Origin of the sequence: Rheinheimera baltica DSM 14885, from assembly GCF_000425345.1 — a bacterium.
Taxonomy (GTDB): Bacteria; Pseudomonadota; Gammaproteobacteria; order Enterobacterales; family Alteromonadaceae; genus Alishewanella; species Alishewanella baltica.
In genome coordinates this window covers 72,482-95,134 of sequence record NZ_AUDG01000001.1, presented here as the reverse complement: position 1 = coordinate 95,134, position 22,653 = coordinate 72,482, and the positions used below count along the sequence as shown (strand labels likewise).

The window sequence follows — 22,653 nt, the reverse complement described above, 5'->3', positions numbered from 1 at the left end:
ACGGCAACCGAAGTTGCCGTAAAACTCAGAGAGTGGAGAATGAAAACGCTGTAATTTTGTACGTTGTAACGTGGTAATTAGTTTCGAATCATATAATCAAAAGCGCCTAACGCGGCATTGGCACCCGAGCCCATGGCAATAATAATTTGCTTGAAGGGTGCGGTTGTCGCATCACCAGCGGCAAATACACCCGGTACAGAAGTTTGGCCGCGTTCATCCACAATGATCTCTCCGCGTGGCGATAGCTCTACAGCACCGCGTAACCATTCTGTGTTGGGTACTAAACCAATTTGAACAAAAATACCGGCCAGCTCAATATGGTGCTTATTACCGGTCTTACGGTCAGTATAGTTAATACCATTTACTTTGCTACCATCGCCGGTGACTTCTGTGCTTTGTGCTTCGGTAATAATAGTAATATTGCCCATTGAATTGGCTTTTTTCACCAGTACCGCATCGGCACGTAATTCAGCGGCAAATTCCAAGACGGTAACGTGCTCCACAATACCGGCTAAGTCGATAGCCGCTTCAATGCCAGAATTACCGCCACCTATTACGGCAACCTTTTTACCTTTAAACAACGGGCCGTCACAGTGTGGGCAGTAAGCTACGCCTTTGCCGCGATATTCTTGCTCGCCAGGTACGTTCATTTCTCTCCAACGTGCACCGGGGCTTAAAATCACGGTTTTACTTTTTAGTACCGCGCCGTTTTGCAGTTCAAGCTCAACCTTACCGGCTTTATTTAGCTTAACTGCACGCTGGTTATTCATAATATCAACGTTGTACTCACGCACATGCGCTTCTAAACTATTGACTAATTTTGGCCCTTCGGTGTACTGCACCGAAATAAAGTTTTCAATGCCAACAGTATCAGCTACCTGGCCACCAAAACGTTCAGCTACAATGCCGGTATTTAAGCCTTTACGCGCTGCATAAATAGATGCAGCCGCACCTGCAGGGCCACCGCCAACCACTAATACATCGAAGTCAGCCTTGTTTTTCAGCGCTTCGGCCTGGCGTTTTTCTGCGTTGACATCCAGTTTCTGAATGATTTTTTCCAGCGTGATAGCGCCTTGTGAGAACAGCTCACCATTTAAGTAAACCGAAGGCACGGCCATAATGTTTTTGTCGGCGACTTCTTGCTGAAACATGGCGCCGTCAATCATCACGTTGGTAATGCCGGGGTTAATTGCCGACATAATATTTAATGCCTGCACCACTTCCGGGCAGGTTTGGCAGCTTAATGACACATAGGTCTCAAAGGCGAAGCTGCCTTGTAACTGACGAATTTGCTCAATGGTGTCGGCCTCAACCTTAATGGGGTGGCCACCAGAGTGCAGCAGTGCCAGTACTAAAGAGGTGAATTCATGGCCCAGCGGAACACCGGCAAAGGTAATGTGGGTGTCGTTAGCGACCGAGCGCACCAGCATTGCCGGTTTACGGCTCAGGGCATTGTCATCGCGACGCAATGACACTAAATCAGACAATTCGGCAATGTCGCTTGCCAGAGCGTTAACTTCTGCGGCCTTGGCGCTATCGTCTAAAGATACCACCAGTTCAACCTGCGTTTTCAGGTTCTGCAGATAGGTTTTTAATTGTTGCTTCAGGTTAGTATCTAACATAATGACTCCGGTTTACGTAATTCAGATAGTGCGAAAAAAAGTCAGCCGCTAAGGTCGGGCTGGTGTAATACCAGCCCGTGCAAACAAAGGTGTTAGCAGTGGGGAAGCTGGAAACAGCTTCTTAAAAGAGGAGCTGTTTGCCGCTTCCGGCACTGCAGTTGCCTGCAGTTTGCATCAACGTTAGATTTTACCAACCAGATCCAGTGATGGTGCTAATGTCGCTTCACCCGGAGTCCATTTAGCTGGACATACTTCGCCGTCGTGGTTTGCAACATACTGTGCAGCCTGTACTTTACGGAAAAGTTCTGCAGCACTACGGCCAATACCTAAGTCGTGAATTTCAGCAACTTTGATTTCGCCTTCTGGGTTAATCACGAAAGTACCACGCAGTGCCAGACCATCTTCTTCAATCATCACGCCAAAGTTTCGAGTGATAGTGCCTGTTGGGTCACCGATCATTGGGTAGTTAATTTTCTTGATGGTATCAGACGCATCGTGCCACGCTTTATGTGTAAAATGCGTGTCAGTTGATACTGAGTAAACTTCAACACCGATTTCCTGGAACTTAGGGTAGAAATCAGCCAGATCGCCCAGTTCAGTTGGACATACGAACGTGAAGTCGGCTGGGTAAAAACATACTACAGCCCATTTGCCGGCTAAATCCTGATCAGAAACAGGAACAAATTTACCCTGATGGAAGGCAGTCGCTTTAAACGGCTTAACTTTAGTATTGATAATAGAAGACATAGTCTTGCTCCTTTAGGTTAGTTAACAGTTCGTGTTTCAACGCTATGCAGTTTAACGTGCATGCATCTTTTGTCAAAACGAATAAAACAAATTGGTTTAATCAATTTTTACGATTGAAATCGACTTTACGCAGCCTTGGTATAGATAGGGACGACTAGCGGGTTTCTCAACTGGTCAGCACTATGATAGCGTGCCACTCTTCTGCCATATAACGTGAACAGCTATTTAGCCAGTTTTGCAAAACCGGCCTAAAGTAACTCTTGACGGTAAAATACTAACGTTAAGTAATGGTGACCTTGAGTATCGTTTTAGTCCACAAGCAGCGTCGCAGAGCAGTAGGAAATAGGTTAATCAAGCCCCCTCTTGTTGCCAATAGCGTTTTCGGTATACTGCGTTGCATAATTCAAAATTGTACTAAAATAGATGAAAATACTCGGTTATGGCATATATGTGGATCACGCACTTGGCGGCGATATTCTGCTTGCTAAAGGACTTCGCAGCAATGGCTGTACGGTTGACACTTTCGATTTTAAGCAACTGGCAAAGCAGCTGGGCCAGAGTGGCGCGGATGATGCTCTGCTGGCCATGTCTGGAAAATATGATCTGATATTAGTAGGCAAAGGAGAAAGGTTAAGCCCAACGCTGGCTGCAAAGCTGGCTGCAAAACTGCCTATAGCATTGTGGTATGGTGATATTCGCAACGAGGTTCCCGGCTATCTTGCGGCCTTGCTGCCTTATGTCGATTATTTTTTTATGACCTCAGGTGGCGAAACGTTAAAGCAATACCATCTGCTTGGCGTTAAAAACGTATCAGCTTATTTGTTTAACCCGTTTGACCCTGACCTTATCACTTCTGGCTACAGCGAAGAAAAGTCGCTCGAAGTGCTGTTTACGGGCACCGGGTATCGTTTTGCGGGTGATGAGCGTAAGGCCACTCTTGATTATTTAAAACAGCGCTCCGATGTGACTTTTTTTGGTGGCGCCGAAAAATTTACCGGTGCGAGGTTTTCCTTGTGGCAAAAACTAAAAAAAGAACTTTCACGCTTAAATAAACACCGCAAAGTTCGTGGCGACGCCTATTTCGAGGTTATTCAACGCGCAAAAATAGGTATTGGGGTAAATGCCGTTCATCACATAAATAAATATACCAGTGATCGTCTAACGCACTACACCGGCTTTGGCACTTTTTTTCTTACTCATGAGTTTGATGGTTTAAGAGAATTGTTTAGCCCGGACGAAGTTGTTTCCTTTCAAACGATTGATCAACTTGATTCATTAATAGCGCATTACCTTAATAATCCGATAGAGCGTGAAGCTATTGCAAAAAATGCGCAACAAAAAGTGCTACAACACTACAACTGCAATAACATCACCGGCATGATGTTGGACATTATCAATCGTGGCACCAGTGACCGTTTCTCTTGGATGGATATTGTTAAATAAGCGCCCATGCTGAATAACTAAACGGGTGATGCCACAATACCATCACCGTCAAATTGCAGGCTGTACTTAAGGATAAAGCGACAGTCTTCTTCACTCTTGTTTGGTGGTCTTGTCTTTACTGCGAGCTATTGCCGTGCTCTCTTTTTTTAATCCACTTCCCACAGGGCAAAACGTTGCCAGCATATTGGTCAGGCTGACCATCATATTCTTATCGGCCAGGCGGTATTCAATAAACTGACCTTTGCGTTCACTGCTAATCAGTTTTGCCTGTTCGAGTATCTTCAGGTGTTTTGACAGCGCCGGTTTGCTCATGTCAAAGCGCGCTGCGATTTCGCCTGCAGTAAGGGTAGCCTCAGACAGGTACGCTAAAATTTTACGCCGAGGTGTTGAGGCTAACGCCTCAAAAACATAATCAATTTCCATAAATATATTTAGCTAATTAGTTAATTGTGTAATATTCTAACAGTGTGCCAAGTTTGATACCAGCAGTTTGTTTTTGCTGCTGAGTAACATTGTATGACTTAAGGAGTATAAACGTGTCTACTATTGAAGCAACTGATACCTTCCCAACCGCCACTATCACATCTTGTAGTGACCGTTTACCGATAGAGGTAGTGCTACTTTCTCAATTAGCGCCTGGTGCTGGCACGCAGCTTGTGCAACTAAGTAGCAAACGTCAAACGGCACATGCTAAATATGTGGATGACTTAGATGAGCCCTCGGCCAAGCTGGGCGGTACAGACTTCAACAAAGGAGATGCAACGTCATTTTATTCGTTTTCTGTTGGTGCTAAAGGGCACCCATTTCATTGTCATGCGGGTCATCGCATATTCACGGCAATGTCTGGGAGTGTAGGCACACAACTGCGTTTTTCAACCGCGTCTGAAGCCGTATTTACGGCGGATCCAAGCGCATTTTTCCGTGCTATGCATGTGGTAAATATTCCACCAGACTGTTTGTTTGTGGTGAGGTTCCCCGGGATGGTATGGCATCAATTCGTACCGCTACAGCCAAATACTGCCCATCCGGCACTGTTTGCTATTTCCTGCCATAGCAACGAATTAAGTGGTATCGAAAATACTGAGCTACAAAACAAAATTATTGAAAATGATGCCAGTATCCCAAGCTTAACAACGCTGTTACCTGATTCGATTAACGCGCTTGTGTCACACAGCTACTTAGCTACGTTACAGGTACCTACTACGACGCTGTCATTTAATGCCCCCGCAAATACTTTACAACAGCATTTTTGCAGTAGGTTCAGAGCCTTTATGGGAAGTTTTAAAGGTTATTTTACTCGGTTTGCCGGGCGGGGCTTTTTAAGTATTAATAAAGCGTTTAAAGCCGTAAAGCGTTCAACTCCCGCTAATTCTTTACTACAACAATTTTACCGTGAGGAATGTGAGCATGAAGACTGTTTTAGCATCGATATAAAAGTGTGTGATGCACCGTCAACCAATAGCGCGTTGTTGCTGGAACATATATTAGACGCGTTTATTACTCAGCCCGCTTTGGGGGTAACAGCATTTATGATGACCCGAAATATATTGGTTAAGCCTTTTGGTTGGAGGACGTCGCCGCTGGGTTGCCCGGTATCGTCGCTATTGTCTGATGCGCCAGCGCAGCTTTTCGCGAAACGTTTTGCTGTTTTACAGCAACACTGTGATCAACAAAGCAATACGGCAGAGGTTATTCTTGGTGCGGATGACAAGCATCTGCGGTTTCGTTCATCGGTTGCAGTACAAGACCAAAAAAATGGCTTTATTCGGGTTAGTCTGGCAACCAAAGTTAAATGTAATAATGCTTTGGGCAGGTGGTATTTGAGGTTAATTAAATATGTGCATCTGCAGTATATTGTGCCCACCATGCTGCAGCATGCAGTGATATCAGTGACAGTTGCCAGGCCTGGTACTATGGTGGAAGCGGCCTAAAACCTCCGGTTAAACGGCAGTGGCATTCCTGCTATTTAATCGGGCAAGCCAGTTTCAAATGCCATCGCCATCCATATGCAGGCCGCATTCACGGCCAAAGCCGTTAAAGCGGGTGTCTTCTTCACTCATACCGAGTTCCAGCTTGCGGGTAGAGTGCGTATCACCCACTGATACATAGCCTTGCTCCCACAAGGGGTGGTAGCTTAAGCCGTGCTCTTTTAAGTAGTAAAAAACGTCTTTGTTTGTCCAATCAATAATTGGCTGTATTTTTACCACGCCGCGGCTTATCTCCAGTACTGCTTTTTCTGCCCGGGTACTGCTTTGGCTGCGACGTAAACCGGTAAACCAGCTGCCAACATTGAGTTCTGCCAGCGCACGCTGCATCGGCTCTACTTTATTTAGCTGATTATATTGCTTAATGCCTTCAGGTGTCTGCCAAAGCTGCCCAAACCGCGCCTCTTGCCAGGCAGGGCTTAGGGTGGCGCGATACACTTTCAAATTTAGTGACAGCTGCTCAGTTAACTGGTCTACAAACTGATAGGTTTCCGGAAATAAATAACCGGTGTCGGTTAATACCACCGGCATATCGGGCTGTTGCTGTGTCACCAAATGCAGCATTACTGCGGCCTGAATGCCAAAGCTGGAGCTGAGTATTGGGCTTGCTGGCAGATTGTCCAGTGCCCAGCGTACACGTTCTGCAGCTGTGAAACCCGCTAGCAGCTGATTGGCCTCAACCAGCCACGCTTGCTGCGTGGCGGCATCTTGCTTAAGAATGCTACGAAACTTGCTTGCGCTTGTCACCGCACTAACCTGTTTAGCTGTGGAAGTCATCTTTTGGTACCACTACCGGCGCTATTACGCCAGCCCTTATGACGAAATCACCAAAGCCCTCGCTGCTATTGCTGCGCTCAGCGGCCCAGCGGCCGATAAGGCCATCCAGTGTGCCAAGGATATCGGCTTCGCCGACGTTATCCAGCAACAGACGTGGAATACGGGTACCTTCGCGGTTACCGCCTAAATACAGGTTGTATTTACCTGGCCCACGGCCAACTAAACCTACTTCGGCTAGCATGGCACGGCCACAACCGTTGGGACAGCCGGTCACACGCAGTACGATATGCTCATCGGCCAGGTTATGTTTTGCCAATAAGTCTTCGGTTTTGGTTACCAGCTCGGGTAAATAGCGCTCGGCTTCGGCCATCGCTAATGGACAAGTTGGGAACGAGACACATGCCATAGAGTTTTTACGCTGCTCGCTATGGCTGTCATCAATTAAACCGTGGGCACGGGCAATGGCATCAATTTCGGCTTTTTGTGCCGCAGGTACCCCGGCGATAATCAGATTTTGGTTTGCCGTCATGCGTAAGTCACCCTGATGGATGGCGGCAATTTTTGCTAAACCGGTTTTTAACGGTTTATTAGGGAAATCCAGCACGCGGCCATTTTCAATAAACAGCGTTAAATGTTGCTTGCCGTCGACACCCTTTACCCAGCCAATACGATCGCCCCGGCTGGTAAAGTTATAGGGTTTGACTGGCTCAAAGGCCACGCCAGTGCGCGCTTCAACTTCAGCACGAAAGGCGTCGATGCCAATGCGGTCGATAGTGTATTTGGTTTTTGCATTTTTGCGATTTGAGCGGTTGCCATAATCACGTTGCACGGTAACCACATGTTCAGCCACTTTTAATGTGTGCTCAAGTGATACATAGCCTAAATCGTCAGCCATACGCGGGTAGGTAGCAGTATCGCCCCAGGTCATGGCTAAGCCTGCACCAACCAATACGTTAAAACCAACTAGCTTGCCGTTTTCGGCCACAGCAACGAAGCTTAAATCGTTGGCATGCACATCAATATCATTATGCGGTGGTATCACTACCGCAGTTTTAAACTTACGCGGCAGGTAGTTATCGCCTAAAATCGGTTCTACTTCGGTCGTTTCAATTTTTTCGTCATCCAGCCAGATTTCGGCATAGGCACGCGTTTTCGGCAATAAATGCTCGCTGATTTTTGCCGCCCATTCATAGGCTTGCTGATGCAGCTCTGACTCTACCGGGTTTGAGGTACACAGCACGTTGCGGTTTACGTCACCAGCGGTGGCGATAGAGTCAATGCCGATACTATGCAAAAACTGATGCATGGGTTTGACATGCGGCTTTAACACACCATGAAACTGAAAAGTCTGGCGTGTAGTTAAACGGATACTGCCATACATGGTGTTGTCGGCGGCAAATTTGTCTATCGCCAGCCATTGCTGTGGCGTAATAATGCCGCCCGGCATACGGGCGCGTAGCATCACGTTGTGCAGGGGCTCTAGCTTTTGTGCCGTGCGCTCTGCGCGAATATCACGGTCGTCTTGCTGATACATGCCATGGAAGCGAATTAACATAAAGTTATCGCCGGTAAAACCACCGGTAATCTCATCCTGCAGATCCGTGGTAATGGTGCCGCGCAGGTGGTCGCTGTCGGCTTTTAAGCGTTCGTTATCCGACAGTGCACCCGGTGCCACTAAATCTGGATTAATTGGATACTGACTCATTAATACACGTCCTTCTGAAAACGTTTTGCAATGCGCAGCTCATCTAAATACTTTTGCGCCTGCTCTGCTGTGTGGTTGCCGTATTGCTGCACGATATCAAGCAGTGCTTGCTGAACATCCTTTGCCATCTTGTTGGCGTCACCACAAATATACAGGTGTGCACCTTGCTGCAGCCATTGCCATATTTCGGCACCATTTTTACGTAACTTGTCTTGTACATACACCTTTGCTGCCTGATCACGGCTAAAGGCGACATCCAGTTTGCTCAGTACACCGCGTTTTAAGTAATTTTGCAGCTCTAACTGGTACAAAAAATCCTGGGTAAAGTGCGGGTTACCAAAAAACAGCCAGTTTTTACCCTGAGCACCACTAGCATCGCGCTGTTGCAAAAATGCCCGAAACGGGGCGATACCTGTGCCCGGGCCTATCATAATTACTGGCGTGTCATTACTTGCCGGCAGGCGGAAATTATTATTGTGCTCAACAAACACCTTCACTTTGTCGCCTTCGGCTAAGCGTTCTGCTAAGAAGCCAGATGCACCACCTAAATGCCCTGTGCCATAGGCATCGTAGCGCACAACAGCAACGGTTAAATGCACTTCATCTTCAACTTCGGCCTGGGACGAGGCTATAGAGTATAGCCGTGGCTGTTGTTTGCGCAGCGCATCAACTAATTGCTGTGCACTGAGTAAACCCGGATAATCGCGGACAATATCGACAATTTGTCGTTCGCCGATATAAGTGCGCAGTTCAGCTTTGTCAGCAGCCAGCTTGCTAAGTGTGGCGTTGTTGGTTGCGCTAGCGTATTTTTCGACAAATGCCGGATACGACTGAGTAAGCTCCAGCTGCTCTGTTAAAGCCTGCTCTACGGTTAAGGTTTCGCCGCCCAGTTGCACTGGCGTATCGCGGGCAATAGCGGTTAATAATAGCAGTTCACGGACCAGTGCCGGGTCATTGCTGAAATACACACCTAAGGCATCACCCGGCTGATAAGTTAAACCTGAGCCCGCCAGTGAAATTTCAATATGACGCACGTCTTTAGCTGAATCGCGGCCGGTAATTTTCTGGTTGGTATACAGTTCAGCAGCAAAAGGCGCTTGCTTACTGTACTGGCTGGCAGTACCTACGGTGGTATCACTTCCCGGCCAGGCAATAACCTGAGCAGATGGTGCGGTAGTCGCTGTTAACTCTGGCTCCAGCTTTGCAATAACCTCGTTACTCCAGCTATCAGCTTGTGCCTGATAATCAACATCTAAATCTGCTCGCGCATGCACCGATGTCGCGCCAAGTTCAGCTAAGCGTTGGTCAAAATCTTGTGCTGTTTTACAGAAAAACTCATAACTGGTGTCACCCAGCCCCAGCACGGCATATTTTAAGCCGGTAAGCTTGGGCGCTTTTTTGCTAAATAAGAAATTGTGCAAACCGATGGCATTTTCCGGTGGTTCACCTTCGCCATAGGTTGAAGTCACGATAACCAGATACTGTTCGTTCTTTAGCTGGGTGGTTTTATAATCCGCCATATCAACGACATTAGCGACGATGCCCTTGCCTTGTGCTTGTTTGGCAATAGCTTCTGCTACATGACGCGCATTACCGGTTTGTGAACCAAACAAAATCGTCAGGTTAGCACTGGCCGCCGCTTGCACTGGTGCGCCAGCACCCTGACCAGCAAGCTGAGCGCTAGCTGCCAGATAGCCACTAACCCAGGCTTGTTGAATCGGGTTTAACTGACTGACCAAACCCTGCAGTTGGCTTACCTGCTGCTCAGACAAAGGACTGGCCTGAGCCACTAATGAAGATAAAAGCATAAAATACCCTGCACACTAATATTGCTAACATTTTAGCCGTCTATATGTATACCAGTAAAAGAATGGATCTCTCTTCATTATTCCAATAAGTAATTAAAACCCCTGTTGGCGTTAATAAATAACACTTTTTATATAGGCGTAAATGACTAAAAAATAGTGAATATTGCGAACTGCATTAAGGCCAACCTTAGCCGTTTTTGTTTTTATAGATAAATAACAATAACTTAAATTTTGGCATCAAATTTGTAATAGCAAAGCTGTACTTAGCAACGGCCATAAGCCTGAAGGATAGACAACATGAAAACATTACTTATTGCGACCGGTTTCGCTTTAACCAGTATCAGCGGTGCTGTTATGGCGCATGAACAACACAGCTGCAACGTTAACTTTGATAAAGACATGTCTATTAGCAGTGAGCAGGTCAAAATGACTGATGCCGGCACTGAACGGTGGCGTATCAATAGTGACGGTGAATTATGGCTGGATGGTAAAGCGGTTAATACAGACCGTGCGACTCAGCGTTTGTTACGTGACTATCAGGCAGGTATCCGCCAGCAAACGTTGGAAACAGTGGCGTTGGTAGAAGATGCCTTGGTGCTGGCAGCTGATGCCGTAAATTCTGTGCTAACTGAACTTACCGGCGATTCTTTAGATAGCCATCCAGCGTTGCAAAACGCCCTGGAAAAAATTAAAACCGGTACCGAAAGCATCGTGGTGCGCCACGGTGACACCATTGATATTTACGGTAGCCGCTTTGACAGTATCGACAATGCCTTTGGCGAAGAGTTTGAGCAGGCAATTGAAGAAGCTGTAACCAGTTCAATGGGCAGTATTCTGATGCTGGTAGGTAAAGCAATCAGCAGTGGTGAGGGTAACTTTGAGCAACGTATGGAAGCCTTTGGCGAGCGGATGGAACGCTTTGGCGATGATTTATCTGAACGTATGGAAGTGAAAAGCCAGCTGCTTGAGCAACGCGGTGAGGCGATGTGCGCCAACCTGGAGCAGTTAGATGCCATTGAAAGCCAGATCCACAAAGCTATTCCACAAATGCAACAGTATGATTTAATTGATTTTAGTTCGGGTAAACAAACGGCTTATTATTTATTTAACTGAGTTTCATCTCCAAGGACCGGTGGTTTTCCACCACTTTTGGCACGCTGTTTTCATCCCAACAGCGTGTCTTTTTTCATCTTCATTTTAAACCAAGCTACACTGCTCCGACTGGTTATTGACGTTACTTCAGGTTAGCCTGAGACGATCTTAGTTAGGAGTAAAACATGACACTTCAACGCATTCTTCCCGCAGCCCGTTATTCCGAAGCCGTGATTGTTAACGGCTTAATATTTTGTGCCGGTATGGTGCCAGAAACAACCAGTGCCGACGCTACCTTACAAACTGAAAATGTATTGGCGCAAGTTGATGCATTGCTGGCGCAGTGTGGTAGCGATAAAACTAAATTGGTAGATGCCACTATTTATCTAGCCGATATGGCAGACTACCCAGCGATGAATTTAGCATGGGACAATTGGGTAGCTGCCGGTTGTGCACCTGCCCGCGCGACCGTGCAAGCCGCGCTGGCAGACCCAAGCTGGAAAATTGAAATTAAGATAGTGGCAGCCCAAAACTAGCCGGTTAAGATGGGCTATAAGCCGCCCGGCACAACCTGTCATGCACCGCTAACCAAGCATCGCCTGTTGGAGGAAGCTCGCACCAAATGGCGTCAACATGTTGTTGGTCGGCAGTAAACAAGGTTTGATACAATCGATGGGCATACTCGACGGGCTCGGCAGGCATCGCAAATCGATAGGCTTTTGTCGTTTCTGGCAACGCAGAAACATGCAGTAAGGCGATGTTATGATCCAGCAATGGCAAATGTAACAGCAGTTCTTCCCGACTAAAGCATAATAACGGCTTTTCTGGCTGGTAATGTGCCTTAACATTGCCTGGCACTACGGCATTATGATGGCGTGGTTGCTCAACTGGGCGGCCAATAACCTTGGCGATAGCCTGCGCTGAAATAGGACCCGCCCGCACTATTGTTGGTTTGACTCCTGTCATATCTAAAATGGTTGATTCCAGGCCAAACTGACAAACACCACCGTCAAGTACAGCGCTTATTTTACCCTGCATCCCCGCCATTACTTGCTGTGCTGAAGTTGGGCTAAGTTTTTTATAGGGATTGGCAGACGGCGCTGCTAAAGCTAAATCATGTCTTTGCAATAGCGACAACAACGCCGGATGTGAGGGCATGCGTAATCCAATGGTATTTAAACCGCCGCTTATGACACTAGAAACATGGTCCGCTTTGTGGAGCAACAAGGTAAGTGGACCCGGCCAGAAAGCTTCCACCAGGGCGTAAGCCTCAACACCAATGTTTTTTGCCCAGCGCGGTAAGGCCGTTTTATTTGCCACATGCACAATAAGCGGGTGATTTTCCGGACGACCTTTCGCGGTAAAAATTGCCCTGACAGCATCCGGGTTGGTGGCGTCAGCCGCCAAGCCGTAAACCGTTTCAGTTGGCACGGCTACAAGTTTACCCGCCTGTAATAAGTCAGCAGATAAATCCACATCGGCAGGTATATTAGCGTCCAGCAGTAATGTATTCATGGATTACACTCCGGGCAATATTGAGGGTTGGCAAAAGGCTGTTTTGCCGGGTACAGCTGTTGATATTCGCAGCGTTGGCAAACTGCCTGATGTTGCAGTATCAATCGGGTTGCCGCACCACAGGCTTCGCACGGTAAACCGGGTATTGTAATGTCAGGCACAAAACCTGGCGTATGGCATTTGGGGCAAGTGCTATTCATTCGCCGGACAAGATCCTCGGCTGCTAGCAGAATATGCTGTTGTCGCTCAGAGCTAAGATGCGCCCGCAAGTCATAACGCAGTTCTAAAGGACCTTGTTTCAGCATAGCAGGCGCGAGGCGCAGCGCTTGAGTAGGCGTTAAGCCCTTGGCAAACTCATCTTCCTGTTGTATTAACACATGCTGGCCAGGGCACACTTGAGCAATGGCCTGTTGTAACGCTTCTTCGCTGGCAATATGCCATTGCTGAGCGCGAGATGGTGCGTAATAGCGCCCGGTCACCGCCCAACCTTGCTCTACATTAATGCAGCATAACAGCTCCAGATTAACTGTACCCAGACCATAAGGGCCTGCGGAGTAACTTCCCTCACTGCCCAAGCCAATAGCCAAGCCTGATAAATCAGCCGCCAGCGCCGCTTTTCGAAACGCACATTCATGCGGCGCCATAAAGCGCGCGTGTTCGCCGGCAAAACTACCCAGTAAGTCAGTATCAAAACACGCTATTGTGCTTATTTGCCAATCAAGTTCCTGCATAGCTGGGGCAATAAACCCGGCTTTATGATGTTGTGTTAACAAGGCGACGTGCTGGGTCATAGTTTAACCTGCTGCCAACCTTGTGGCTGCCATTGCTGTAATTGGCCGTTGGCATCAAGCAGGAATAGCCACAACCACTGATTATTGACGAGTGCTGCAACATCAGGCGCTTTAGCAATAATATCGCTAATGGCACGGGCGGGAGCAGCAATAATGACACTCAGTCGCACAGGCTGATGACGCAACTTTTGCCCGTCATGTACTGATTGCCAGGAGAGGCCATTTCGTAAATCACCGCCGTTTCCTTCAAACACACCAATATGCCCGCCCACCACATTGTGCAGTAATTTATTCCCGCTGCCGTATTTTTCCGGCGCCACAACTGAGGCATAGTACTGCAGGTTAATCCAGTTGGTGACTACCATTGGCGCGGTCATAATGGTGTTTAATAAGGCAAAGTCAGTGTCGTTGTCGGCATTGTAATCGTGCAAGAAACAGCGGCCCTGTAAATCTAATGTTTGAGTAAGCTCTCTGGGGGCAACCACAAAGGCGGCGTTATTCGCCAGGCCCCACTCTGGTCGCAGTTGTGCCCAATCGCGGCTGCGATTAGCGAAAAAAGCGGCTAAGCCAGACGCTTGCTGTGGAGCATCAGAGAATTGTGTTGCACGTTGAGTCCGTGCTTGTTTGCTGGCAGCGTCAAGCCAGCTAAGCCACTCTGTCTGCTCCGGCGCTTGAAACACCTGCAGTGCATCAGTTGTTGTATGGTGCATTGCGCCATAAAAGCGCGTTTCTGCTGGTATCACGATGTTGTGATGTTGCGCCAGCGCAGTGCGCACTTGGCTATCATTCAGTAGCTGTGCTAATACCTTGACATTAACTTCGCCGGTTTGGCCGCCGCAGGCACCGCAATCCAATGCCGCGGCGTGGGGGTTGTTACAGCTTTGACTACCGTGTCCAAACAACAGCACTGTCGGTGCCAGATTTAGCTTCAGGCCCATTGCCGATAAAATGGCAGCGCAAAGCTCTGCTTGTTCTTCAATGCTTAGGGCTTGGTTTTGCTTTATTAACTGCCACGGACTGTCATCAAGATGCTTATTTAATGCATGGTGTGGTGCTGGACGGAAAAAGGCTTTTTTAATCAAACTAATAAGTTTAACTGGCCCTGCGGCTTCTACCATGCCAAGGCTGGATGAGGCGGTATCAAAACTTTGCTTCCAACCTAAAAGAGGTTGACGGGTCAGTGTTGCTGGCTCAGGGCGTATTTGTGTCACGGTGATAGCCGGTGCAAACAAGCCTGGCAACTGTGGCCGGGTAAGCGTGCTGTCAGGTGCCTGATACGCCAGGGGCAAGCCAAAAAAGCCGGCAAAGCCCAGTGTCTGGATGGCGGGATGCTGTTTCTCCAATGCCCTACGCATAGGCTCAGAGCGCACATCTATGCAAAATGCCGCTTGCAATACAGGTGTTGAGGCTGTGCCACTACTTTTACTTAATTCAGGTTGTAACTGTTGTTGTGCTTGTTGTAACTGGCGCAGTAACGGGGTTTGCACACTGATCTCTAGCGCACGCTGCCATAGCTGGCGAGCGCTTAGTAGCTGCCTAGTGTGCTGTTGCATGGCATGGTATTGCTCTGCTTGCTGTTGTAGCTCGGCCAGTATAGGTTTGACGACGTTAGGTTGGCGGCAGCTAAATTGCCACAGCACCCAATCCCAGCCAAGTAGCATGTAAAGCAACTGGCATACGGCTTTATGTCCGTGTTCGCCTTGCAGTTGTTTTTGCCAGTCAAGCCAGCTTTGCCAACCTGCCCAGCCGGATATGCTTTGTAGAAGCGCTTCAAAATACGCCAGTCGCGATTGTTCGCTAGGGCACCATTGTGTTAACCAGTTTTCTAATTCTGCAAGAAGTGTGTTTTTGCAGTCAGGCAGTGTATCAAACAGTGGTAACAGGTTAGTGCCGGTAAGTACGCGAAGCCCTTTGTCTTGCCGAACGACACTTAACCAGCTTTGATACAAATGATCAGGACTGTCAGTGGCAACAGCGAAACGTTCTGGATATTGATGATACAGCGCAAGGAACTGGCTTAGCTGTTGTAAAATAAGCTGTTGCCACGGCAGTGTGTCGTTGTCTTGGCTATGTTCGGTGAGTAGTTCGCAGAGTCTTTTCCAGCGAGGTAATGTGTGTTGATGTCGAAGTGCAGCAACAGCTTCATCCTGACTTAATGAGGAGTGGGATTCATCCAACGCTTGTTGCAAGTGTATTGCACTTATTTGCTGCTGCCATTGTGACAAGTACCAGTTGGCGCTCATTAAACAATCTGTTCCCGCCAATAGCTGTTGCTCTGCACAGACACTAGCAAAGGCGTTTGCGCGCTTAGGCCACCAGGGGTTTACTGCAATAGCTTGATCCAGCGGCCACACAGGTGCAATTTGGCTGGCAGCGTTGGCAACTAGTAGCGCCAGGCTATGGTTTACAGGGGCCGATGTGCTTAATACTGCGCTCATTTCACTGTCTCCACTGGGGTTAATTCGGTGTTTTTCTTTGTTGGTTGCGGGGTAAATGGCCAAAGTTTTAGCGTGACCCGCGTAGCCCACTCATCCAGATAGCCACCGGCATTGAGCCAAATAAAAAGCCGGTTCACGGCACTGCGCTGGGCGTGATAACGCAAGAGCAATGCCAGAGCAAACAGACTTAAAAACGCCAGGCTGGCAAACAAATCCGCTACCATCGATAAGGCATTATCGGCTGGCGCTATATACTGCAGTAAGGTTTTACCAGCAAGGTAAATGGCTAAAAGCAGTATTGCGCAGCCATTAGCTATTAACAATCTTACAGGGCGGCGGCTATCAGTCCGGGTAAGCGCCGGGAGTAGTAATACGCTAATCGCCAAGATCAGTAACAACGCACTACTCAGGTTTACAAAGGGGATGACCAGTAAATGAGTGATACCGATTAACCCCGCTGCCAGACTTAGTGAAGCAAACCAATGGCGTAGATGCGGTATAACCGGTTGTGCCAGCTGCGCCGCCAGATAATGATTAACGGCATTGCCGCTATGTAAGAAGGCATAAGCTTTATAGCAAGAATGCGCCAGTAAATGCAGTAATGCTAAGGTATAGAAGCCTAACGCAATTTCTACCAGCATTAAGCCCATTTGTGCCACCGTAGACCATGCCAAACGTACTTTTATACTGATCCGGGTTGTCATAATAAGCGCCGCTAACACTGTGCTCAATGTTGCCGCCACCAACAACAGGCTGGCCGCGGGCATACTAAGGCTTAATAATGGTGCAAACGTAAGTAATAAGATGCCACCAAGGTTAATAATGCCAGCATGCAGTAGCGCCGATACTGGCGTTGGGGCTTCAACAACATGTATCAACCAGCCATGTAAGGGTAATTGGGCGCATTTAAGCAAAGCAACTAATACCAGCAACATCGCGGCAATGTGACCGGTTAGGCTTAGCGTTGTTTGTGTTGCAATAAGCTGAATTAACGCAGTGATGTTAGCGGTGTCGTACTCGGCATAAAGCAGCATAAACGCCAGCGCTAACAATAATTCGCCGCAACGCGCACTAAGCGCTTTTTTGTGCGCGGCTAACTGGGCGCGCGGTCGTTGCGGATAAAACAGCAGTAACTGTTGCAAACTAAAGCTTATAAGTACCCAGCCAAACCAGAAAAGTAATAAGTGATTGCTGAGCAAGGTAAAAATAACAGCGCTAAACGTTGTCGCTAACGCTCGCATAAAACGAGGTTTATCTGTTTCTGCATGTAATGCAGTAGCACTGTAGCGCCAAATAACCACTGCCAATAACATAACCAATATGAGTAACAGGGAGTTTAACGGGGTTAGAACCAGCAATTCTTGCATTGCGTATCTCCAATTAGTTTTGCTGGCGTCATTGTGATAAGCAACCTATATTAAGTAAAATACATTATTAACTAGAAATCGTTCTTAAAAAGTGAACAATGAGCCGATTAAACTACCATCATTTGTATTATTTCTGGCAGGTGGCAAAGCAGGGTAATTTGACCCGAACTGCTGAATTGCTGCACATTTCACAGTCGGCGCTGTCATCGCAAATTAAGCAGTTAGAACAGAGTATGGAGGTGACGCTATTTCATCGTGAAGGTCGTAAACTGCTACTAACCGATAGTGGATATCAAACGCTGAAATATGCGGAAGATATTTTTAGTCGTGGGGCCGAACTGGAGCATTTGTTAATGCAAGGGCTACAACCGGAGCATAGCCCTATCCGGATTGGCGTGTTATCCACCATGTCACGTAACTTTATTGAAAGTTTTATTGCACCATTGCTCACCATGCCCGATGCAAGATACACCTTGTTATCGATGGATCAGCCGGCCCTATTAAATGCCTTGGCCCAGCATCAGCTTGATTTAGCGCTAACTAATATCATCGTGCAGGGGCATGACAACCAGTTGTGGCAGTGCAGGCTGTTGGCACGCCAGCCTGTATCTATTATTGGACCTGCCGGTATTGAAGCTGCGCAAAGCTTAAATCAGGGATATCAGCGGCAACGCTGGGTACTTCCACCTTCGCAAAGCCCTATCCGTACCGCGTTTGATGCACTAGCCGCCCAGTTTCAATTGCAACCTGAGGTAGTAGCAGAAGCGGACGACATGGCCATGCTACGGTTGTTGGTGCGAGACAGTGGCGCCTTAACCGTAATGCCTGAAGTAGTGGTAAAAGATGAGCTAAAAAATGGCCGCTTGCAGAAATACCTGACACTGCCGCAAGTGTATGAAAACTTTTATATTGTCACAACGCAACGTGAGCTATTGCACCCAAAATTAAACTTGCTGTTGCAGGCATTTACTATGTAACCGCATGCGATAATATATAAAATTTTTGTCACTCTTGGGGTTAAAGGTACGCCAGCTTAGCTGCGTATGGGGTTATCGGCTAATAAGTGGTTAATTTGGCGATGCTTTAGTAGTATGCAAATGGTTAATTAGATAATAAGATATTAAAAACAATAGCTTAAAATTTGGCATTGTCTCTGCATCCTCAGCTCAGGCTTTGATAAATCGAGCCTCACGGCACTTTATCCTATAGGGATTTACACTATGACAACATTGGGATTTACCCTGCACCATAGCCAGCTTTATGCCGGCTTTGAACTACGCCGACTTTGGCTTACCCGACGTGGCCTTAAGACATTGGCTGCAACCACTATGATCTGGTTTTTCTTATTGCGCTATGCCATAGCACCCGCCAGCGAGCTTATTGCCAATGATGGTTTTCAACAGTTTTTTCGTAGTATTTTTGGTGACTCTGGTTTAACGCAGTTATTTGCCTGGCCGGCACCGGAACTTGCCGTGTATTGGGCGGTGAGTTTGTTATTACTGCCGCTATTTAGCCTGTTTTTTACTGCGAACCAATTATGCAGCGATATAGAACGCGGCACACTGCGTTTTCTGGCTCTGCGCTCCAGCCGGTTGAGTATTGTTCTAGGGCGGTTTAGTGGCCAAATGCTGGTGCAAAGTTGTCTAATCTTACTATCTTTAGCCGCAACGCTGTCGTTAGCGATGTGGCGTGAAGGCGGTATTAGTCTCGCTGTGCTCAGTGCAGCTTTGGTGATTGCTGTAAATTTGTTCATTGTATTGTTGCCGTTTACCGCGTTAATGAGCTGTTTTTCAGCCTTGGTGCGCTCGTCCCGACTTGCCGTAAGCCTTGCTATCGTTAGTCTGGGTTTGTTATTTGCCATGTTAAGCTGGTTTGTATTTTACTTTCCTGATTTTCTGTTTTTGTTGGGCTATCTGCCCGGTACGCAGGTATTGCAGTTGTTGCCATTACAAGGTTGGCAAACCTTGCAACATGCAGTGTTGCCGCTAGTGCAAACCATAGTGTTGTTAGGTTTGGCGACTGTGATATTGAAAAGGAAAATGCTATGAATGCGATTGTTCAATGTCAGGCTCTGACAAAAAGCTACGGCAGCAAACAGGTATTAAAGCAACTGAGTTTTGAGTTGGAAAAGGGTGACGTTGCGGCACTTATTGGGCCAAATGGCGCCGGTAAAACCACCTTATTTAGTATTTTATGTGGTTATTTAAAGCCTGATAGCGGCAGCGTAAGTTTGCTCGGCCACCGCGCTGGTAGCGACGCCTTATTTGGCAAGGTTTCGGCATTGCCCCAAGATGCGCAATTTGATCCTGCGTTTAGTATTGGTGAGCAGCTCGATTTTTTTGGCCGCTTGCAAGGGTTAAGCAATAAAGCTGCCCGTGCCGAAACATTGCGGGTACTGGCACTGGTTGAGCTAAGCGAGCAGGTGCAACATAAAGCCGGAGCGCTTAGTCACGGCATGCGCAAACGTGCTGCCATAGCACAGGCGTTTATTGGTCAGCCAGAGTTGGTATTGCTGGATGAACCCACTGCGGGCTTAGACCCGGTAAATGCGCTACATATTCGTCAACTTATTAGCCGTTTAAGTGGCGACGTCAGCTTTATGATTAGCTCGCACAATATCTTTGAACTTGAACAGCTGTGTAATAAGGTGCTTTATCTGGAACATGGCCAACTGCAAACTCAAGCCAGCGGCGAAACTGATTCTCAGCAACAATATTTGACGCTGCAATTAGAGCAGGATGATGCCGCAGCAGTAACCCAGTCGCTGAGCCAGCTGCCTGGTTTGGTAAGTATTAACGCCAGCCAGAAAAAAGAGTTGGTGTTATGTTATAGCGTGCAGCAAAACACGGATTTTGACTTGGCGGTTTTACAATGCCTGGCGGCTAACGGCTGGCGCTATCGTAATTTAACGAAAGGCCAGACATTAGAGCAGAAGTTATTTAAGGCTGTTTAAGGCGATTACCATCATTGTGGCTGCAAGTCACATTGATGGCTAACAGCTTGAATGTCGTCTACCGTTAGTTCACTTTGTTGCGTGTTTAAAGCAAAATGCATCACCGATGCCGGGCTATCGGTATGGCCTACACCTAATGCATGGCCAAATTCATGTGCCATGGTCAGCTGCAGATCAACCAATGTTTTATATGCAAAAATAGTCATAGTGCGCTGTTTACCCCGTATTTCCATTAGGCCCACTTCGGCGGCAACGTCGGTTGCGGGCTGTTGCGACAAAAGGGCATTCCGATCTGCTACAGTATCGTTGACATAGTCTTGTTCACGTACCAACTGCTGTTGTTTTGCATTAAGTTCTTCGGCTTTTTGCTGTAATTGTTGCTGACGTGCATTCAACTGCTGTTGCTCACGGGCGAACTGCGTTTGTTGTTGTTGCAAGCGCGCATGTTGATGCTGCAAATTCTCTAACCGCTGATTAATGTTACTGTCGTAACGCTGTAAATTACGTTGTAACAGCGCCTGTTGTAGCAGATGTTGCTGGCGTTCGTCGTAAGCAAAATTAATGGGGAAACCTTCAATATTGTCATAGCGGAACACCTCTATACCAAAGGCGTTATTCCACTGCGCAGCCGCTAGCATGGCGGCATCCTCTGCCTGCTCCAGGGTTAGGGCAAATGCCGGGTCCAGTTCACCGATACGCCAACTAATGGGTAACGTGCATAAATACTGTTTTACCGTAGCCTCGGCATAGCGCTCTAACACCTGAGGTAAAGGTGCATCTTTGCGAATTAAGCCGGTTAACAGTAAATAACTTACGTAGAGTAATAGCGTATAAAACAGTGCCCGCAGTAAAAATCTCATTCGGTTACCAACAGCTTATCTAATGCCAGCCCAATGCAGTTTGCATTGACCACTTTGTATGCCTTAAGTTAATGTACAGCATAACAATTGTTAAGGAGCAAATTAAGTGAATATTGCTACCCTGTGGATTATCGTTGGTATTGTACTGATTTTGTCTGAATTAATGGCAACCAGTATCGTGGCGGTATTTTTTGGTATTGCAGCTATTATTGTCGGCTTGTTGCTTAATATAGGGGTAATAGAAAGCTACAGCACACAATTTATGTTGTTTGGTGTGTTGTCTTTAGTATTGTTATTCAGCACGCGCAGCCATTTTAAACGCTGGTTTGTTGGATATACGGCGGACAGCAATGAACAACCTTCACGTTTTGCGGACGATATTGGTAGCCGCGTTAACGTACATACTGATTTTACCCAAGGCGCTGGCCGCGTGGTGCTTAACGGCGTGCAGTGGGACGCCGAGTCGAGTGATGCATTACATGCCGGGGATATCGCCTGGGTTGTGGCGAATCACGGTATCAAATTGGTGGTATCTGCAACTAAACCAAATTAGTTTTTACACTATTCACTAACCATCTATTTTAAGGAGTAAATTTGATGGCTCAAATTGATATTAATACCATTTTAATGGCCGGCTTTGCGTTGGCAGTTATTATCACTATTATAAAAACGGCCCGTGTAGTACCGCAAAAAAGTAATTTTGTTATCGAGCGTTTAGGTAAATACTCGCGCACGTTGGACTCAGGCTTCCATATTCTTATCCCTTTTGTGGATAAAGTTGCCTACATGCACAGCTTAAAAGAAGAAGTTATCGATGTGCAGCGCCAAACCTGTGTCACCCGCGATAATATCCAGGTTGGTATCGACGGTATCTTATATTTACAGGTTATCGACCCGCATAAAGCCAGTTACGGTATTAATGACTACCGCTATGCATCGGCGCAGTTAGCGCAAACCACCATGCGTTCAGTTATAGGCCAGACAGACTTAGATAAAACCTTTGAAGAACGCGCGAAAATAAATGAAGAGGTGGTCAAAGCACTAGACGAAGCAGCCGCGCCATGGGGCGTAAAAGTGCTGCGCTATGAAATTGCCGATATTGAGCTGCCCATTAGTATTAAAGACGCACTGGAGCAACAAATGCGTGCCGAGCGCGAACGCCGCGCCGCGATTGCGAAATCTGAAGGTGAGCGTCAGGCGATGATTAACGTTTCTGAAGGTCAGAAGCAGGAAGTGATCAACCTGTCTGAAGGTGACAAGATGCGGCAGATAAATGAAGCCGAAGGCCGTGCACGTGAAATAGAGCTTATCGCCATCGCGACTGCCGAAGGTATTCGTCAAATTGCTGAAGCAATAAATCATCCTGGCGGTTCAGAAGCGGTAAGTCTGCGTGTTGCTGAACAATACGTTAAAGAATTTGGCAACCTGGCCAAAACCAATAACACCATGATAGTACCTGCTGAGCTGGCAAATATTGGCGGCGCGGTAGCCGGTTTAACTGAAATATTAAAAATAGCGCAACCAAGAAAATAGCGTTGTGTCGAAAGGGG

Annotated in this window: 20 protein-coding genes; 9 read left to right on the top strand and 11 right to left on the bottom strand. The window is 47.3% G+C overall.

Features of this window, described 5'->3' with window-relative positions:
• Positions 1-77 precede the first annotated feature (77 nt).
• A complete protein-coding gene (gene ahpF, locus H595_RS0100420) occupies positions 78-1,622 on the bottom strand; it encodes an alkyl hydroperoxide reductase subunit F (RefSeq protein ID WP_027669407.1) in 1,545 nt (514 codons plus the stop codon).
• Positions 1,623-1,802: 180 nt separating this feature from the next.
• Positions 1,803-2,369, bottom strand: coding sequence for an alkyl hydroperoxide reductase subunit C (ahpC, locus tag H595_RS0100415; RefSeq protein ID WP_027669406.1), 567 nt, complete (start codon positions 2,367-2,369; stop codon positions 1,803-1,805).
• A 450-nt stretch (positions 2,370-2,819) separates the two neighbouring features.
• Between ahpC and H595_RS0100410 the strand changes: the two genes are divergently transcribed.
• Positions 2,820-3,812 (top strand): glycosyltransferase family protein, encoded by a 993-nt coding sequence (locus tag H595_RS0100410; protein ID WP_169338529.1) that lies wholly within the window; start codon positions 2,820-2,822, stop codon positions 3,810-3,812.
• Between the two features lie 90 nt (positions 3,813-3,902).
• Here H595_RS0100410 and H595_RS0100405 read toward each other — a convergent pair whose 3' ends face one another.
• Positions 3,903-4,235, bottom strand: coding sequence for a metalloregulator ArsR/SmtB family transcription factor (locus H595_RS0100405; RefSeq protein WP_027669404.1), 333 nt, complete (start codon positions 4,233-4,235; stop codon positions 3,903-3,905).
• A gap of 113 nt (positions 4,236-4,348) precedes the next feature.
• Here H595_RS0100405 and H595_RS21385 point away from each other — a divergent pair, with 113 nt between their 5' ends.
• The gene (locus H595_RS21385; RefSeq protein WP_051219679.1) at positions 4,349-5,743 is read left to right on the top strand and encodes a DUF2867 domain-containing protein; all 1,395 of its coding nucleotides are present in this window, start codon (positions 4,349-4,351) and stop codon (positions 5,741-5,743) included.
• Between the two features lie 54 nt (positions 5,744-5,797).
• On the opposite strand, the gene H595_RS0100395 is transcribed toward H595_RS21385, so the two are convergent.
• Genes H595_RS0100395 through H595_RS0100385 form a run of 3 tightly spaced genes read right to left on the bottom strand, consistent with a single transcriptional unit; the run spans position 5,798 to position 10,087 of the window.
• A complete protein-coding gene (locus tag H595_RS0100395) occupies positions 5,798-6,574 on the bottom strand; it encodes a phosphoadenylyl-sulfate reductase (RefSeq protein ID WP_051219678.1) in 777 nt (258 codons plus the stop codon).
• Positions 6,558-8,279, bottom strand: coding sequence for an assimilatory sulfite reductase (NADPH) hemoprotein subunit (gene cysI / locus H595_RS0100390; protein ID WP_027669402.1), 1,722 nt, complete (start codon positions 8,277-8,279; stop codon positions 6,558-6,560). The genes H595_RS0100395 and cysI overlap by 17 nt, the downstream gene beginning before the upstream one ends.
• The gene (locus tag H595_RS0100385; RefSeq protein ID WP_027669401.1) at positions 8,279-10,087 is read right to left on the bottom strand and encodes an assimilatory sulfite reductase (NADPH) flavoprotein subunit; all 1,809 of its coding nucleotides are present in this window, start codon (positions 10,085-10,087) and stop codon (positions 8,279-8,281) included. Before H595_RS0100385 ends, cysI begins: the two co-directional genes overlap by 1 nt.
• 297 nt (positions 10,088-10,384) lie before the next feature.
• On the opposite strand from H595_RS0100385, the gene H595_RS0100375 reads away from it, so the two are divergent.
• A complete protein-coding gene (locus H595_RS0100375) occupies positions 10,385-11,200 on the top strand; it encodes a DUF2884 family protein (RefSeq protein ID WP_027669400.1) in 816 nt (271 codons plus the stop codon).
• Between the two features lie 164 nt (positions 11,201-11,364).
• A complete protein-coding gene (locus H595_RS0100370) occupies positions 11,365-11,715 on the top strand; it encodes a RidA family protein (protein WP_027669399.1) in 351 nt (116 codons plus the stop codon).
• 4 nt (positions 11,716-11,719) lie between these two features.
• Here H595_RS0100370 and H595_RS0100365 read toward each other — a convergent pair whose 3' ends face one another.
• Genes H595_RS0100365 through H595_RS21380 form a run of 4 tightly spaced genes read right to left on the bottom strand, consistent with a single transcriptional unit; the run spans position 11,720 to position 17,290 of the window.
• Positions 11,720-12,694, bottom strand: a complete 975-nt coding sequence (locus H595_RS0100365; RefSeq protein WP_027669398.1) for an L-threonylcarbamoyladenylate synthase — start codon at positions 12,692-12,694, stop codon at positions 11,720-11,722.
• A complete protein-coding gene (locus H595_RS0100360) occupies positions 12,691-13,485 on the bottom strand; it encodes a DUF6671 family protein (protein WP_027669397.1) in 795 nt (264 codons plus the stop codon). Before H595_RS0100360 ends, H595_RS0100365 begins: the two co-directional genes overlap by 4 nt.
• Positions 13,482-15,923 (bottom strand): DUF2309 domain-containing protein, encoded by a 2,442-nt coding sequence (locus H595_RS0100355; protein ID WP_027669396.1) that lies wholly within the window; start codon positions 15,921-15,923, stop codon positions 13,482-13,484. The genes H595_RS0100360 and H595_RS0100355 overlap by 4 nt, the downstream gene beginning before the upstream one ends.
• Entirely contained in the window at positions 15,920-17,290 is a 1,371-nt protein-coding gene (locus tag H595_RS21380) for an NADH-quinone oxidoreductase subunit L (protein ID WP_037053260.1), read from the bottom strand. The genes H595_RS0100355 and H595_RS21380 overlap by 4 nt, the downstream gene beginning before the upstream one ends.
• Before the next feature lie 98 nt (positions 17,291-17,388).
• Between H595_RS21380 and H595_RS0100345 the strand changes: the two genes are divergently transcribed.
• The 3 genes from H595_RS0100345 to H595_RS0100335 all read left to right on the top strand — a co-directional run bounded on the left by H595_RS0100345 (position 17,389) and on the right by H595_RS0100335 (position 20,243).
• Positions 17,389-18,267, top strand: a complete 879-nt coding sequence (locus tag H595_RS0100345; protein WP_027669395.1) for a LysR family transcriptional regulator — start codon at positions 17,389-17,391, stop codon at positions 18,265-18,267.
• Positions 18,268-18,510: 243 nt separating this feature from the next.
• Entirely contained in the window at positions 18,511-19,338 is an 828-nt protein-coding gene (locus tag H595_RS0100340; protein WP_051219677.1) for an ABC transporter permease subunit, read from the top strand.
• The gene (locus tag H595_RS0100335) at positions 19,335-20,243 is read left to right on the top strand and encodes an ABC transporter ATP-binding protein (RefSeq protein ID WP_027669393.1); all 909 of its coding nucleotides are present in this window, start codon (positions 19,335-19,337) and stop codon (positions 20,241-20,243) included. Before H595_RS0100340 ends, H595_RS0100335 begins: the two co-directional genes overlap by 4 nt.
• A gap of 11 nt (positions 20,244-20,254) precedes the next feature.
• Here H595_RS0100335 and H595_RS0100330 read toward each other — a convergent pair whose 3' ends face one another.
• The gene (locus tag H595_RS0100330) at positions 20,255-21,103 is read right to left on the bottom strand and encodes a matrixin family metalloprotease (RefSeq protein WP_027669392.1); all 849 of its coding nucleotides are present in this window, start codon (positions 21,101-21,103) and stop codon (positions 20,255-20,257) included.
• Positions 21,104-21,209: 106 nt separating this feature from the next.
• Here H595_RS0100330 and H595_RS0100325 point away from each other — a divergent pair, with 106 nt between their 5' ends.
• Both H595_RS0100325 and H595_RS0100320 read left to right on the top strand, forming a co-directional pair.
• Complete coding sequence (locus tag H595_RS0100325) at positions 21,210-21,656, top strand: NfeD family protein (protein ID WP_027669391.1); 447 nt, start codon at positions 21,210-21,212, stop codon at positions 21,654-21,656.
• Positions 21,657-21,700: 44 nt separating this feature from the next.
• Positions 21,701-22,636, top strand: a complete 936-nt coding sequence (locus tag H595_RS0100320) for an SPFH domain-containing protein (protein ID WP_027669390.1) — start codon at positions 21,701-21,703, stop codon at positions 22,634-22,636.
• Positions 22,637-22,653: the final 17 nt, after the last annotated feature.